This window comes from Streptomyces sp. NPDC056161, from assembly GCF_042268025.1.
Taxonomy (GTDB): Bacteria; Actinomycetota; Actinomycetes; order Streptomycetales; family Streptomycetaceae; genus Streptomyces.
This window is the reverse complement of the sequence record NZ_JBHJUV010000003.1, coordinates 62,863-77,719: the sequence shown is the minus strand read 5'-3', so window position 1 is coordinate 77,719 and position 14,857 is coordinate 62,863. Positions and strand designations below refer to the sequence as shown.

General features: G+C 75.1%; 7 protein-coding genes. 6 read left to right on the top strand and 1 reads right to left on the bottom strand.

What is annotated here, in order from left to right:
• Nucleotides 1–216 precede the first annotated feature (216 nt).
• A complete protein-coding gene (locus tag ACFC09_RS03990; RefSeq protein ID WP_376523758.1) occupies nt 217–1,887 on the bottom strand; it encodes a protein kinase in 1,671 nt (556 codons plus the stop codon).
• A 354-nt stretch (nt 1,888–2,241) separates the two neighbouring features.
• Here ACFC09_RS03990 and ACFC09_RS03985 point away from each other — a divergent pair, with 354 nt between their 5' ends.
• The 6 genes from ACFC09_RS03985 (at nt 2,242) to ACFC09_RS03960 (ending at nt 14,855) form a co-directional block, all read left to right on the top strand.
• Nucleotides 2,242–6,015 carry an FHA domain-containing protein gene (locus tag ACFC09_RS03985; RefSeq protein ID WP_376523756.1) on the top strand — a complete coding sequence of 1,258 codons (3,774 nt, stop codon included), beginning with the start codon at nt 2,242–2,244 and terminating at the stop codon, nt 6,013–6,015.
• Nucleotides 6,016–6,323: 308 nt separating this feature from the next.
• Nucleotides 6,324–7,706 (top strand): ABC transporter substrate-binding protein, encoded by a 1,383-nt coding sequence (locus ACFC09_RS03980; protein ID WP_376523754.1) that lies wholly within the window; start codon nt 6,324–6,326, stop codon nt 7,704–7,706.
• A gap of 7 nt (nt 7,707–7,713) precedes the next feature.
• Nucleotides 7,714–9,057, top strand: coding sequence for a carbohydrate ABC transporter permease (locus ACFC09_RS03975; protein WP_376523753.1), 1,344 nt, complete (start codon nt 7,714–7,716; stop codon nt 9,055–9,057).
• Nucleotides 9,054–9,962 carry a carbohydrate ABC transporter permease gene (locus tag ACFC09_RS03970; protein ID WP_376523751.1) on the top strand — a complete coding sequence of 303 codons (909 nt, stop codon included), beginning with the start codon at nt 9,054–9,056 and terminating at the stop codon, nt 9,960–9,962. Before ACFC09_RS03975 ends, ACFC09_RS03970 begins: the two co-directional genes overlap by 4 nt.
• Before the next feature lie 164 nt (nt 9,963–10,126).
• Entirely contained in the window at nt 10,127–12,388 is a 2,262-nt protein-coding gene (locus ACFC09_RS03965) for a CDP-glycerol glycerophosphotransferase family protein (RefSeq protein ID WP_376523750.1), read from the top strand.
• Nucleotides 12,389–12,554: 166 nt separating this feature from the next.
• A complete protein-coding gene (locus ACFC09_RS03960; protein ID WP_376523748.1) occupies nt 12,555–14,855 on the top strand; it encodes a CDP-glycerol glycerophosphotransferase family protein in 2,301 nt (766 codons plus the stop codon).
• Nucleotides 14,856–14,857: the final 2 nt, after the last annotated feature.

The following is a 14,857-nucleotide window of genomic DNA, read 5'->3' as shown; positions in this document are numbered from 1 at the left end:
CAGACGCGTGTTGCCGACAAAACTACGCGTCCGAGGAGCCCACGTTCACCGCGGAGACCCAAATCACCCGCGGGGTGTCGACAAATCCCCAGACCGGGAGCCGAGTGCTCCGCCGACCGGGTCGTGCCGTGCCGTCGCTCGTCCGCGGCGGCGCCGTGCACGGCCGGGCGGTCTCCCCGCGCCGCCGTGGGGCGCGGCGGCCCCGCCCCGGTCCGGTCAGTTGCCGCTGGAGCTGCCGCCGCCCAGGTCCTTGAACCATCCGGTGACGGTGCTGAACCAGTCGCTGAGCTGCGCCCAGTAGCCCTTGCCGGTCCCGATCCAGTCCTGCAAAGGGCTCAGCTCCCACACCAGCCAGCCCGCCACGAACAGGATGACGATCGTGAACAGGCAGCCCTTCAGACAGCCGAGCCCGGGGATCCGCATCGGGTTGGCGCTGCGCCCGCGTGGCTGCCGGGGCTCCGGCGCCGGGCGCTGCGGCTCGGCCGGGGCGGGCGGCGCGTACCGCTGCTGGGGGCGGGGTGCGGCGTACGGCTGCGGCTGGTACTGCTGAGGCTGCTGGTACGGCTGTTGCTGCGGCTGCTGGTACGGCTGCTGGTAGCCGCCGGGCGGGCGCTGTTGCTGCTGCGGGCGGGACACCTGCCGCTGCGGGCGGCGGCGCAGCGGGTCCTGGTCCGGGTCGAGGTACTGGACCTGCGTCTGCTCGTTGCGGTCGCGGGCCGCGCGCAGCTGGTTCTGCCAGGGGTGCGGCTGGTCGGGCTGACCGGGTTGTCCCGGGGGCATCGGCGGCATGACGGCGGTCGGGTCGGCCGCACCGGTGCTCGGCAGGACCGCGGTGGGGTCGGCCGCGCCGGCCGGGCCTGCGGAGTGCGGCAGGACGCTGGTCGCGCCGTTCGGGTCGAACCCGCCGGGCGACGAGCCCGTCGGCAGCACCTGGGTCGGGTCGGCCGCCCCGGGCGCGCCCGGTACGGAGGTGGGCGCCGGGTCGGGGGCGAGCAGCGCGCCGACGCCCTCGGCGGCGGCGATCTGGGCGGAGCCCGCGTGCACGCCGACGCCGTCGGCGACGACCCGCAGGCCGCGCGCGAGGTTTTCGGCGCTGGGGCGTTCGTCGGGGTTCTTGCGCAGGCAGCGCTCTATCACGGTCCACAGCGGGTCGGGCACGGTGGACGGGCGGCGCGGCTCGGCGCTGAGGTGCTGGTGCAGGACTTCGAGTGCGGAGCTGCCGGAGAACGGCGGGTGGCCGGTGACCAGCTCGTACAGCAGGATGCCGGCGCCGTAGATGTCGACGGCGGAGGTCTGCGGGCGGCCCTCGGCGGACTCCGGCGCGACGTACGCGGGCGTGCCGACGAACTCCTGCGTCCGGGTGAGGCCCGGGGAGTCGGCGAGGCGCGCGATGCCGAAGTCGGTCAGCAGCGGGTGCATCCGGCCGTCGGACTGCTCAAGCAGCACGTTGGCGGGCTTCAGGTCGCGGTGGACGACCCCGTCGGCGTGGCTGGCCGCGAGCGCGTCGGCGATCTGGGCGGTCAGCAGCGCGGCGGCGACGGGCGTGAACGGGCCGTTCTCGCGCAGGTAGCGGTGCAGGTCGGGGCCCTCGACGAGGTCCATGACCAGGGCGAGCAGATCACCCTCGACGACGAGGTCGCGGACCCGGACGATGTTCGGGTGGGTGAGCCGGAGCAGGACGGAGCGCTCCCGCAGGAACCGCATGACGACGTCGGCGTCGCTCGCCAGCTCCTCCTTGAGGACCTTGATCGCGACAGTCTCGCCGGGCTGGCCGGGCACGGCCGCCTCGGCGCCCGCGGTCTCCCTCTGGCGGGCTCGCCAGACGGTGCCCGTGGCACCGCGTCCGAGCGGCTCCTCAAGCAAGTACTTGCTGCCTACCGGCCGCACGTCATGCGCTCCCTGTTGCTTGCGGGTGTTCCGGTCCACTGTAGTGCCGCCCACCGAGGCGCCACATAAGCGTTCTCGTCCACGTTCGAAGGAAAGACGCTCCCCTTGCTCTCCAGGTTGCCGAAAGGTCGCCGAAGCACGGCATGGCCGATCTCACCCGGTCCCAAGTGATCATCGGCGCCGTACTGGTCAGGCACTTTTAGGGGCAGAGCCGACCAATCAAGATCACTTGGCACCGGGCCGCGGGCGAGGTGTCAGTGGCAGGTGCGAGGATGCCTTCAGTACTGGCCGATGTGCTCGTGCGGGGTGGGGGGAAGTCCGCGCCCGCGCAGGCAGAAGGGACCGCTGACGGCGATGCAGATCCGGCTGACCGTCGTAGAGCCGCCCGGCCCGTCTCCGCGCCGGGGACCCGCCGCGAGCCGCGACGTGCTGGTCACGGCGCCCGCGGGCACCGCCCTCGCGGCGGTGGCGTCGGCGCTGGCCTCGACGGTCGCGGGCGACGGGGGCACGGGCCGGGACCCGGCGAGCGCCCCGGTCGTGCTGTATGCCGGCGCCGAGCGGCTGGACGCCCGGCGCAGCACCCTCGGCGAGCCGCCGCTGGTCGACGGCGCCGTGCTGGCCCTGGGCGGGCCGGCCGAGCCGGAGCCGCATCCGGAATTGGACGACGCCCCGACGCAGCTGCACGTGGTCGCGGGGCCGGACGCGGGCGGGGTCCATCTGCTGCACGGCGGCCGGGTCACCGTGGGCCGCTCCGCCGACGCCGACGTCCCCCTCGACGACCCCGACGTCTCCCGCCTGCACTGCGCCGTCACGGTCGCCGCGGACGGCCGTGTCTCCGTCGCCGACCTCGGCTCCACGAACGGCACGGTGCTGGACGGCACGCGCGTGGACGACCGCCCGGTCCGCTTCGCGCCGGGCGCGCTGCTGCGGATCGGCGAATCCGCCCTGCGGCTTACGCCGTCCGGGGGGCCCGGCGCCCGGATCCGGACGGCACCCGACGGCGAGGGCTGCGTGCGGCTGACCCCGCGGACGGGAAGCACCGCGGGCGGCGGGGACGGCGGGACCGCGGGCGGCGGCGAGCGTACCCGGCCGCCGGGCAGCGGGGCGGCCTACGGGGCCGGTGCGGACGGCCCGAGCGGGGGACACGGGGCCGGCGCGGCGTACGGGGGCGGCCCGGCCCGCGCGGGCGGGAGCGGAGCAGGGCGCGCAGACGCGGGCGGCGCCGGTGCGGTGTACGGCGGGGCGGGCACGCCCTCCGGGGCCACCCGGCATGCCTACGGCACGGCCGGCCGGGGTGCCTCGGACACGGCTCCCCGGGCCCAGGAGCACCACCCGGCGCAGGGGCCGGTCGTACCCGGGCAGGCCGGCGCGCCGCGGATCGAGAACCGGGGCGGGCCGCGCACGGCGACCGGCATGGACACCCACGCCGGCCGCTTCGGGATCGGCGGTCCCGGCGCGGCCTTCGGCGGCCCGGGGTCCGGCCCGCCGGCGGACCCGCACGCGACGGCTCGCGGCGCCGGTCCCGACGGCCTCGCCCCGGACCCGACGCGCGGCGGGCACACCGAGGGTGTCCCGGACTCGACGCGCGGCGGGCACGCCGAGGGCGCCCCGGGCACGCGCCCGCCCGCGGGCCATTCCGCGACCGGCCCGGACGGGGCGTACGGACCCGGTGGTCCGGGCGCCGACACCCCGCAGGCCGACGGCCGCAGAGGCACTCCCGTGCGCGGCACCGACCTGCCGCCGGGCGTGCGCAGACGCGGCGGTCTCGGCGCCTGGGCGCGGCGGCTGGCCGGGGGGCGCCCCGAACCGGCCGACGGCGGCCCGGGGCCGTACGACACGCAGGACCCCGGCCCCGCCGGCGGCCCCCCGCCCGGCGGCCCGCAGCGGCCGGAGACCTGGCCGGACCCGGCGGCGCTGCTGCTGACCGCGCTCGGACCGGGCCCGCGGCTGTGGGAGCGCGGGCCGGGCCACCCGCAGTCACTCACGGTCCGGCTGGGCACGGCCGACCGGACGGCACCGGACGGTTCGGGGCCGCTGCCCGCAGTCCCGGTCACCGCCGACCTGCGCGAGGCCGGGGCGCTGGGCCTGGCCGGACCGCGCCCGCGGCTGTCCGGGCTGGCCCGCTCGGTGCTGGCCCAGCTCGCCGCGCTGCACTCCCCCGACGGCCTGGAAATCGTCCTGATCAGCGCGGACCACTCGCGCCCGCTGGAGGAGCGCACCGCCGAGTGGTCCTGGCTGGGCTGGCTCCCGCACGTACGCCCCGGCCACGGTCAGGACTGCCGTCTGCTGCTGGCCTACGACCGCGAGCAGGCCGCGGCCCGCACGGAGGAGTTGCTGCGCCGTCTGGAGAGCCGTGCGGGGGACGCACCGGCGGGGCGGGCGGGGCACCACCCCGCCGCGGCCGGGCCGACGGCGCCCCGCCCCGCCTCCCCCGCCGTGCACGGCGGGGAGGCGGCGGGTGGCCTCCCGGGTCCGTACACGGTCGTCGTCGTGGACGGTGATCCGGGCGGCACGGGCCTGCGCGAGGCGGTGACGCGGCTGGCGCTGGCGGGGCCGCGGGCCGGGGTGCACGTGGTGTGCCTGGCCGAGACACCGCCCGTCCCGGCGCACGCCGCCGGGCAGGCGGCCGGGGCGTACGAGGCGGCGAACCGGGCGGCCTACGAGGCGGCGTGCGAGGTCGCGCCGGCGTTCCGCGCGTGCGGGGCCATAGCGCTGCTCGGCGGTGACGTCGCGACGGCGCTGCACCTGATGCGGGTCGCCCAGCCGGACGCCCCCGTCTCCCCCACCACCACGGCCGGCCCCCCGACCCATGCCGCCCCCGCCCCGGCCGGCCCGCGCCGCCACGACTCACCCGTCCCGGTCGGTCCGGGCGCGTTCGCCGCGGTCGACGCCGTCTCGCCCGCCTGGGCGGAGCGGTTCGCGCGGGCGCTGGCGCCGCTGCGGACGGACGGCGCCGTCGACGGGCACCGCGCCCGCGTCGCGGCGCCGCTGCCCCAGTCGGCGCGGCTGCTGGACGAGTTGGGGCTCGCGCGGGCCACCCCGGCGTCGCTGATGGCGCGCTGGGCGGACGCGGCGGACGACACGGAGTCGCGGGGCGGCCGGGCCTGGGCGGTGCTCGGCGCCGGTCCGCACGGCCCGCTCGGTACGGACCTGGTCGCCGAGGGCCCGCACCTGCTGGTCGAGGGCCCGCCCGGCAGCGGCCGTACGGAGTTGCTGCGCGCCCTCGTCGCCTCGCTGGCCGCCGCCGAACGCCCGGACCGGCTCGGCGTCGTCCTCATGGACGGGCGGGACGGCGCGGGAGCGGGCGGCGAAGGGCTGCGCGTGTGCACCGACATACCCCACGTCACCACCCACCTGACCGCCAACGACCCGGTGCGCATGCGGGAGTTCGCGCAGTCCCTGAGCGCCGAGCTGAAGCGGCGGGCCGAGTTGCTGGGGCGGACCGGTTTCGCCGAGTGGCACGCCCACGGCGGGGCGGCGGGCCGGATCGTCGCCCAGCGCACGCCGCCCGGACGGCCCGCCGCGCCGGACGGCGGTGACCTCGAATCCCCGCCCAGTACGACGCTGCGGCTGCGCCCCGCCGGGGCCCGGCAGGAGCGGACCGAGGCGGCGGCGCCGCTGCCCCGTCTCGTGGTGGTCGTGGACGACCTGGACGCGTTGGTCTCCCCGGCGCTCGGTGCGCCGGGCCGCCCCGCCGCGGGCTCGGTGCTGCGGGCGCTGGAGGCGGTGGCGCGGGAGGGCGACCGGCTCGGCGTCCATCTGGTCGCGGCGGCGGCCCCCGGCGGTCGTACGGCGGAGACGGAGCCGGCGCGGCGGGCCGCCCTCCGGGTCACCCTGGACGCCCCGTCCCCGGGACCGGACGAACCAGCGCCGGGGCGCGGGCGGTTGGCCACGGCGGACGGCGGCGTCACCGCGTTCCAGGCCGGCCGGGTGACGGGGCGCATCCCGCGGACGGCGACCCAGCGGCCCACGGTCGTCCCGCTGGAGTGGCACCGCATGGGCGACCCGCCGGCCCGCCGACCGGTGCGTGAACTGGGCAACGGGCCCACGGACTTGGCACTGCTGGCGAGCGCGGTGGAGCGGGCGGCCCGGGAGGTGTCGGCCGCGGAGGTCCCATCACTGCTCTGACCCCGAACTGCTGTGACCCCGAGCGCCACCGCCCGTCGGCGCCACCACCCTCAACCACCGCTGTCCCAGGCGCCGTCGCCCCGGGGGGCAGGCCCCGTGGCCGATCCCGGAGGCCCCCATGGCCGGTCCCCGATGCCGCCCCTCCCGCGCATGACACCGAACTGTGTGTAGGCGCTTGATCACGAGCCGGTCACGATCAGCCCGTTGACGCCGCAGGCGCTCTTGCCGCTTCCGAGCGGCCGGGCGTAGACCGTACGGCACGGGACAGCGCTCGGACGTTCAACGGCAGCACGAAGAACGGGGTAGTGATGCGCAGCAGGAGCAGCACCGTCCGGACACACAGGGCCGTCACCACACTCGCCGGCCTCCTCGCGGGGGCGCTCGCGCTCACCGCCTGCGGGGGCGGCGACGACAAGAGGAGCGGCGGCGGCGAGAGCAGCGGCTCCGCCGGGACGGGGAGCACCGTCACCCTGCCGAAGCTGAACGGCGCGAGCCTGGAGGTCGCCGCCGTGTGGACCGGTGGCGAGCAGAAGAACTTCAAGCAGGTCCTCGCGGAGTTCGAGAAGCGCACGGGCGCCAAGGTCACCTTCGTACCGGCGCAGGACCCGATCATCAACTTCCTCGGCTCGAAGATCGCGGGCGGAAAGCCGCCGGACGTCGCGCTGCTGCCGCAGCCCGGCGCGATCAAGCAGGCGGTGGACAAGGGGTGGGCCAAGCCGCTGGGCGCCGAGGCGCAGGCGCAGCTGGCCAAGAACTACGCGCAGGGCTGGCAGGACATCGGCAAGGTCGGCGGCAAGCAGTACGGCGCCTACTACAAGGCCGCCAACAAGTCGCTGATCTGGTACAACGCCAAGGCGTTCGAGAACGCGGGCGCCCAGGAGCCGAAGACCTGGCAGGACCTGCTGACGGCGGCACGGGCGGTGTACGACTCCGGGGTCACGCCGTTCTCGGTCGGCGGCGCCGACGGCTGGACGCTCACCGACTGGTTCGAGAACGTCTACCTCTCCCAGGCGGGCCCCCAGAAGTACGACGAGCTGGCCCAGCACAAGATCAAGTGGACGGATCCCTCCGTCAAGGAGGCGCTGACCACGCTCGCCCAGATCTGGGGCAAGAAGGACTACATCGCGGGCGGCGCGAACGGCGCGTTGCAGACCGAGTTCCCGGCCTCCGTCACCCAGACCTTCACCGGCGGCGACCAGCCGAAGGCGGCGATGGTCTACGAGGGCGACTTCGCGCAGGTCAACATCGGTGAGACCAAGGCGAAGGTGGGCACGGACGCGAAGGTGTTCCCGTTCCCGGCGGTGGGGGACGGCACGCCGGTGGTCTCCGGCGGCGACGCGGCCGTCGTCCTGAAGGACTCCGAGGCGGCGCAGGCGCTGGTCACCTTCCTGGCCTCGGCGGACGCGGCGACGATCCAGGCGAAGCTCGGCGGCTACCTCTCCCCGAACAAGAACGTGCCGAACTCGGCGTATCCGAACGACGTGCAGCGCACCATCGCCAAGGCGTTGATCGCCTCCGGCGACGACTTCCGCTTCGACATGTCCGACCAGGCCCCGCAGGCGTTCGGCGGCACGCCCGGCAAGGGCGAGTGGAAGGCCCTCCAGGACTTCCTGAAGAACCCGTCGGACGTCGCGGGCGCCCAGGCGCAGTTGGAGAAGGGCGCGGCGGCCGCGTACGGGACGGGCGGCTGAGGCGGCGATGGCGTCGGCCACGGCGGCGGGCGGCCCTCCGGCCCCCGCCGCTCCCCGCAGCCGCAAGAGCGTGACCGGCACCCGCAAGGCCGTGGCAGTCCTCTTCCTGCTGCCCGCCCTGGTGCTGCTCGGCGCGCTCGTGGTCTACCCGATCGGGTACTCGCTGGTCCGCAGCTTCTACGACAACGCCGGCGACGGATTCGCCGGATTCGACAACTACCGGGCCCTGTTCACCGACGACGGCGTCCGCACCGCCCTGAAGAACAACATCATCTGGGTGGTGTTCGCGCCGACCGTGTCCACCGCCCTCGGGCTGGTCTTCGCGGTGCTGACCGAACGGGTGCGCTGGGGAACGGCGTTCAAGCTGGTCGTCTTCATGCCGATGGCGATCTCGATGCTGGCGGCCGGGATCATCTTCCGGCTGGTGTACGACCAGGACCCGGACAAGGGCGTCGCCAACGCCGTGTGGGTGGGGGTGCACGACACCTTCGCCCAGTCGTCGGCGTTCCCGAAGGCGCACCCGGGCCGTGAGTCGCCGCTCAGGCCGGACGGCGGCGGCTTCGTCACGTCGGCGGCGGTCCACGCGGGTACGCCGGTCACCCTGCCGCTGGTGGGCGTCGCCCCCGACCAGATGCCCGGTGCCGCGCGCACGGCCGTGGCCGCCGGGCCCGAGCCGGGGAAGGTCACCGGCACCGCCTGGCAGGACTTCACCCGCGGCAAGGGCGTCGGCAGGCTCGGCGCGCCCGACCCGTCCGAACTCGGCTACGCCGGGATGAAGATCGAGGCGGTGAAGGACGGCAAGGTGGTGGCCGCCACGAAGGCCGCCGCGGACGGCACGTTCACGCTGCCCGCGGCGGCCGACGGCGCCGTGCTGCGGCTCCCGGCGGACAACTTCGAGGAGCCCTACAACGGCGTCGACTGGCTGGGCCCGGCGCTGGTGACCCCGGCCGTCATCGGGGCGTACGTATGGATGTGGGCGGGCTTCGCGATGGTGCTGATCGCGGCCGGGCTCGCGGGGATGCCACGGGAGCTGCTGGAGGCCGCGCGGGTCGACGGCGCCAACGAGTGGCAGGTGTTCCGGAGGGTCACCGTGCCGTTGCTCGCGCCGGTCCTCGGCGTGGTCGTCGTCACCTTGATGATCAATGTGCTGAAGGTGTTCGACCTGGTCTTCGTCATCGCGCCCGGCTCGTCCCAGGACGACGCGAACGTGCTGGCCCTGGAGCTGTACCGGAAGGGCTTCGCGGAGGACCGGCCCGGCGTCGCGAGCGCGATCGCGGTGTTCCTGCTGTTGCTGGTGATTCCCGTGATGTGGTTCAACATTCGGCGGCTGCGGCGGGAGGGGCGGCGATGACGACGGAAGCGGCAGGCGTCGGCAAGGTGGTCCCCGGCCCGGCGGTGCGGGCCCGGTCCTCGCTCGGCTCGCGGATCGCTCAGCGGTTGAGCGGCGGGCTGGTCCGCGCGGTCCTGATCGTGGTCGGCCTGTTCTGGCTGATGCCGACCATCGGGCTGCTCGTCTCGTCCCTGCGCTCGCCCGAGGACATGAGCGCGGACGGCTGGTGGCACGTGTTCACCAAGCCGTCCCAGCTCACCCTCGACAGCTACCAGAAGCTCCTGGAGAACGGCGACATCACGGGCTCCCTGGTGAACACGGTGCTGATCACGGTCCCGGCGACGGTCCTGGTCGTCGTCATCGGCGCGCTCGCGGGCTATGCCTTCGCGTGGATGGAGTTCCCGGGCCGCGACTGGTGGTTCCTGACCGTGGTCAGCCTGCTGGTGGTACCGGTGCAGGTGGCGCTGATCCCGATCGCCGAACTCTTCGGCAAAATCGGGCTGTTCGGGTCGGTCTTCGGGGTGGTGCTGTTCCACGTCGCCTTCGGCCTGCCGTTCGCGGTGTTCCTGCTGCGGAACTTCTTCGCTGAGATCCCGCGGGAACTGCTGGAGGCGGCCCGGCTGGACGGCGCGGGTGAACTGCGGCTGTTCGCCCGGGTGGTGCTGCCGCTCGGCGGGCCCGCCGTCGCCAGCCTGGGCATCTTCCAGTTCCTGTGGGTGTGGAACGACATGCTGGTGGCGCTGGTGTTCAGTGATTCCGGCTCGCAGCCGATCACGGTCGCCCTACAGACCCAGGTACGGCAGTTCGGCAACAACATCGATGTGCTGGCGCCCGGTGCGTTCCTGTCGATGGTGATCCCGCTGGCGGTGTTCTTCGCGTTCCAGCGGCAGTTCGTGTCCGGGGTCATGGCGGGCGCGGTCAAGTAGCCGCCGGGCGGGGGCGGACGGAGATCCAGCGGGAGGCGGGCCGGTGCCGGCCCGCCTCCCGGTGCGCGCGGGGTGTCCCCCGTATGCCGTACGGGCCGTAACCACGTCACTCCACCGGCCGTTCCCGGGCAGAACGCCCGCGCCGAGCGACCCATGGATGTGCCGTGCCCAGGTTCAGTGTCATCGTCCCCGCGTACCAGGTCCAGGCGTACCTCCACGCGTGCCTGGACTCGGTGCTCGCGCAGTCGTACCCGGATCTCGAACTGATCGTCGTGGACGACTGCTCACCCGACGCGAGCGGGGCGGTCATCGACGAGTACGCGGCCCGGGACACGCGAGTCCGGCCGGTGCACCTGCCCGAGAACCGGGGGCTGGGCGGCGCCCGCAACGCGGGCATGGAGTGCGCGAAGGGCGACTACCTGGTCTTCCTGGACGGCGACGACACCCTCACCCCGGACGCGCTCGACTCGATCGCCGACCGGATCGCTCGCACCGGCGAACCGGACGTCCTGGTCTACGACTACGCGCGCACGTACTGGACGGGCGAGACGGTCCGCAACCGGGTCGCCGCCGAACTCACCGAGGACGGCCCGGCGCCCTTCCGGCTGGCGGACCGGCCGGGGCTGCTGAACGTCCTGATGGTCGCCTGGAACAAGGCGTGCCGCAGGGAGTTCGTCGAGGCGGCGGGGTTCTCGTTCCCGCCGGGCTATTACGAGGACACGCCCTGGACGTTCCCGGTGCTGATGTCGGCGCGATCGATCGCGACCCTGGACCGGGTCTGCGTGCACTACCGGCAGCGCCGCGCCGGCAACATCCTCTCCACCACCAGCCGCCGGCACTTCGACGTCTTCGAGCAGTACGACCGGGTCTTCGCGTACGTCGCCGAGCGGCCCCGACTCGCCCGCTGGCAGCCGGTGTTGTGGCAGCGCATGGTGGACCACCTGGCGACGGTGTACGGCAGGCGGGACCGGCTGCCGCGCGCCGCGCGGGCCGAGTTCCTGCGCCGGGCCCGCGCCCACTACCGCCGCTACCGCCCGGCGGGCGCCCCGGTGCCGCCCGGCTCCCGGCTGCGCCACACCCTCGTCCGGCTGGGCGCGCACCGCACCTGGCGCACGCTCCGGGCGGCGGCGGCCCTGCACCGGCGTGCCCGAGGGCTCGCCGCCGGACTGCTCAAGGCGGTGCGCACCGGTGTCCTGCGACTGCACTACCGCGTCCAGCGGTGTCTGCCCGTGCGCGCCGACCGTGCGGTGTTCACCGCGTACGACGGCCGCGGCCACGGCTGCAACCCGGGGGCGCTGGAGGCCGCGTTCCGGGCGTACGCCCCGCACGTCCGCACGGCGTGGATCGCCCGCCCCGAGCACCGGCACACCGTCCCGCCGGGCACGCGGCGGCTGCGGCCCGGCACCGCGGCCTACTGGACGGCGCTGGCCCGCGCCAAGTACCTGATCGACAACTCCGCCCTGGATCCCCGGCTGGTCAAGCGGCGCGGCCAGATCCGGGTGCAGACCCGGCACGGCACGCCGCTGAAGCGGACGGGCCTCGATCTGCACGGCCGCCCGTCCGCCGCCCGCGGCACGGACCTCGCGGCCTTCCTGGCCGACGTCGACACCTGGGACTACGTCCTGTCCGCCAACCGCCACTCCACCCTGGTCTGGGAGCGCGTCTGCCCGGGTCGCTACACGACGCTGGAGTACGGCTACCCGCGCAACGACGTCTTCCAGAAGGCGACCTCGGCGGACGTGGCCCGGCTGCGCGAGCGGCTCGGCGTCCCCGGGGACGCGGTGGCGGTCCTCTACGCGCCCACCCACCGCGACTACCGGCGCGCCCAGCCGCTCCCGCTGGACCCGCAGCGGCTGCTGCGCCGGCTGGGTCCGCGGTTCGTGCTGCTGGTGCGCGCCCATCCCGGGCACCCCGGGCCGCCGGCCGGGGGCGAACGCGTCATCGACGTCAGCGGCCACCCGAGCGTCGAGTCCCTGTGCCTCGCCTCGGACGTGCTGCTCACCGACTACTCGTCGATCATGTTCGACTACGCCAACCTGGACCGTCCGATCGTGCTCCACGCCGACGACCTGGAGGCGTTCGAGGCGGCCCGCGGCACCTACGTCGACCTGCGTTCCTGTCCGCCGGGGGCGATGGCGCGCGGCGAGGACGAACTGGTCGACATCTTCGCGAGCGGCCACTGGCGCGGCTCGCGCTCGGCCCAGCTGCGGGCCGCGTTCCGGGAGCGGTTCTGTCCGTACGACGACGGACGCGCCGCCGAACGGGTGGTCAGGCACGTGGTGCTGGGCGAGTCGGCGGGGCTGCCGCGCATCACGCCGCTCGCCCACCGCCACCCGGTCCCGTCGGCGTCCTCGACCCCCGCCCACTCCCCTTCGGTAACCCTTCCGCAACCTTACGGACCGCTCACCGTCACCGAAGGCCGTTGAACGCCGTTTCCCCCTACGGGAGTTCCCATGCTCCGCAGCACCTCGCGGCCCACCCCGAGCCGGCCGTCCCCCTGGCGGCCGACGGGGCGGCCCGGCCGCGTCCGTACGGCCTGAGTCCCGGGACCCGCACGACCCGGGAGGCAGGTAAGACCACAGAGAGAGCGCCATGCCCCGCTTCAGCATCATCGTTCCGTCCCACGGGGTCGCCGGCCGGCTGTCCCAGGCGCTGGACTCGGTCCTCGCGCAGTCCTTCGGCGACCTGGAACTGATCCCGGTCTGCGACGGCCCCGGCACCCCGGCGGCGGACGTCGCCGGGACGTACGCCGAGCGGGATCCCCGGGTGGCTCCGGTGCACTCCCCGCCGTCCGCCGGGCTGGGCGGGGCGCGCAACGCCGGGGCGCGGGCGGCGAGCGGGGCGTACCTGCTGTTCCTGGACGGCGACGACCTGCTCCTGCCGGGGGCGCTGGCGGCGCTCGCCGCACGGCTCGCCGCGACCGGTGACGTGGACGTGCTGTACTTCGGGCACGAGCGGGCCCCCTGGTGGGAGGGCGAGCCCACCGACCCCGTCGCCCCGCTGCTGGCCGGCGCCCCCGACGGCGCATTCGCGCCCGGCCGGTGGCCGCGGCTGACCGGCGTACCGCTGCCGGCGTTCAGCGCCGCCTACCGCCGCGCCTTCGTCACCGGGCACCGGCTCGCCTTCCCCGACGGGTACTTCACGGACCTGGGCTGGGGCGGGCTCGCCACTCTCGCCGCCGAACGGATCGCGGTGCTGCGCCGGGTCCTGGTCCGGCACCGGCTGCGCCGCCAGGGCAGCCGGCTCAACCTGCCGGGCGCGCACCAGCTCGACCTGCTCGACCAGGTGGACCTGGTGCTGACCCGGGCCGCCGAACGGCAGCTCGCCGTCGACCGGGCCCGGCCGCTGTTCGAGCAGTTGTTCGGGACCGTCCTGAAGACGGCCTCCCGGCCCGAGCGGCTGCCCGGCGGGCACCGCGCGTTCTTCCGGCGCGCCCGAAGGCTCCACCGCCGGCACCGCCCGGCCGGCTTCCGGCCGCCGGCCGGGCGGCTGGGCGTGCAGCACCGGCTGCTGGCGGCGGGCGCGTACACGGCGTTCCGCGCGCTGCGCGCCGCCAACCGGACGGCGGCGCGGGCCGCGGAGCGCGTCCCGCGCCCCCGCATGCTGCGCACCCGGCTGCGCTACCGGGCCCTGCTGCGCCGCCCGCTCGACGCGCGGCTCGCCGTGTACTGCGCCTACTGGGGCCGCGGTTACGCGTGCAGTCCGGCCGCCATCCACGCCAAGGCCCGGGTGCTCGCCCCGCACATCCGCTCGGTGTTCCTGGTCGAACCGGGCCAGGAGCACACCATGCCGCCGGACGTCGACCACGCGGTGATCGGCTCGCGCCGCTACTGGGAGGTGCTGGCCCGCGCCAAGTACCTGATCAACAACGCCAACTTCGCCGAGGGCGTCGTCAAACGGCCGGGCAGTGTGCACGTGCAGACCCAGCACGGCACCCCGCTGAAGACGATGGGCGTGGACCAGTCGACCTATCCGGTGGTGGCCGCGCAGACCGGGAGCTTCGCCAAGCTGCTCGGCCGGGTCGACCGCTGGGACGTCAACCTGTCGTCCAACCGCCACTCCACCCAGGTGTGGGAGCGCGCCTTCCCCGGTTCGTACGAGGCGCTGGAGTACGGCTATCCGCGCAACGACGTGTACTGCACGGCGACCGCGCACGACGTGGCCCGCGTCCGCCGGGAACTCGGCGTGCCCGAGGGCGCGACGGCCGTCCTGTACGCGCCCACCCACCGCGACCACCACACCGGTTTCGAACCGGGCCTGGACCTGGCGGCGTTCTGCGCGGCGGCCGGCGAGGACGTGGTCGTGCTGCTGCGCGCCCACTACTTCTACGACCGCGACCCGGCCGCGGGCGGCGACCCGAGCGATCCGCGCGGCCCGAGCGACCCGAGCGACCGGAACGGCCGGAACGGCCGGAACGGCCGGAACGGCCGGGCCGACCGCGTCAGCCGCGTCAGCCGCGTCATCGACGTATCCGCGCACCGCTCGGCCGAGGAGGTCTGCCTGGCCGCGGACGTCCTGGTCACCGACTACTCGTCGATCATGTTCGACTACGCCAACCTGGACCGCCCGATCGTGATCCACGCCGACGACTGGGAGGTCTACCGGGAGACCCGTGGCGTCTGCTTCGACCTGATGGCGGCGCCGCCGGGCCCGGTGACCCGCACCCCCGAGGAACTGGCGCGCGTCTTTCGCGACCGCACCTACGCGGGGGCAGAGTCACGGGCGCTGCGCGCCGCCTTCCGGGAGCGGTTCTGCCAGTTCGACGACGGCCTGGCCGCCGAACGGGTGGTCCGCCGGGTGCTGCTCGGCGAGCCGCCCGAGGCGATCCCCCCGGTGATCCCGCTCGCGGAGCGTCTCCCCGCCCCCGCCGCCGCGACCCTCGCAAGGAGCTGACC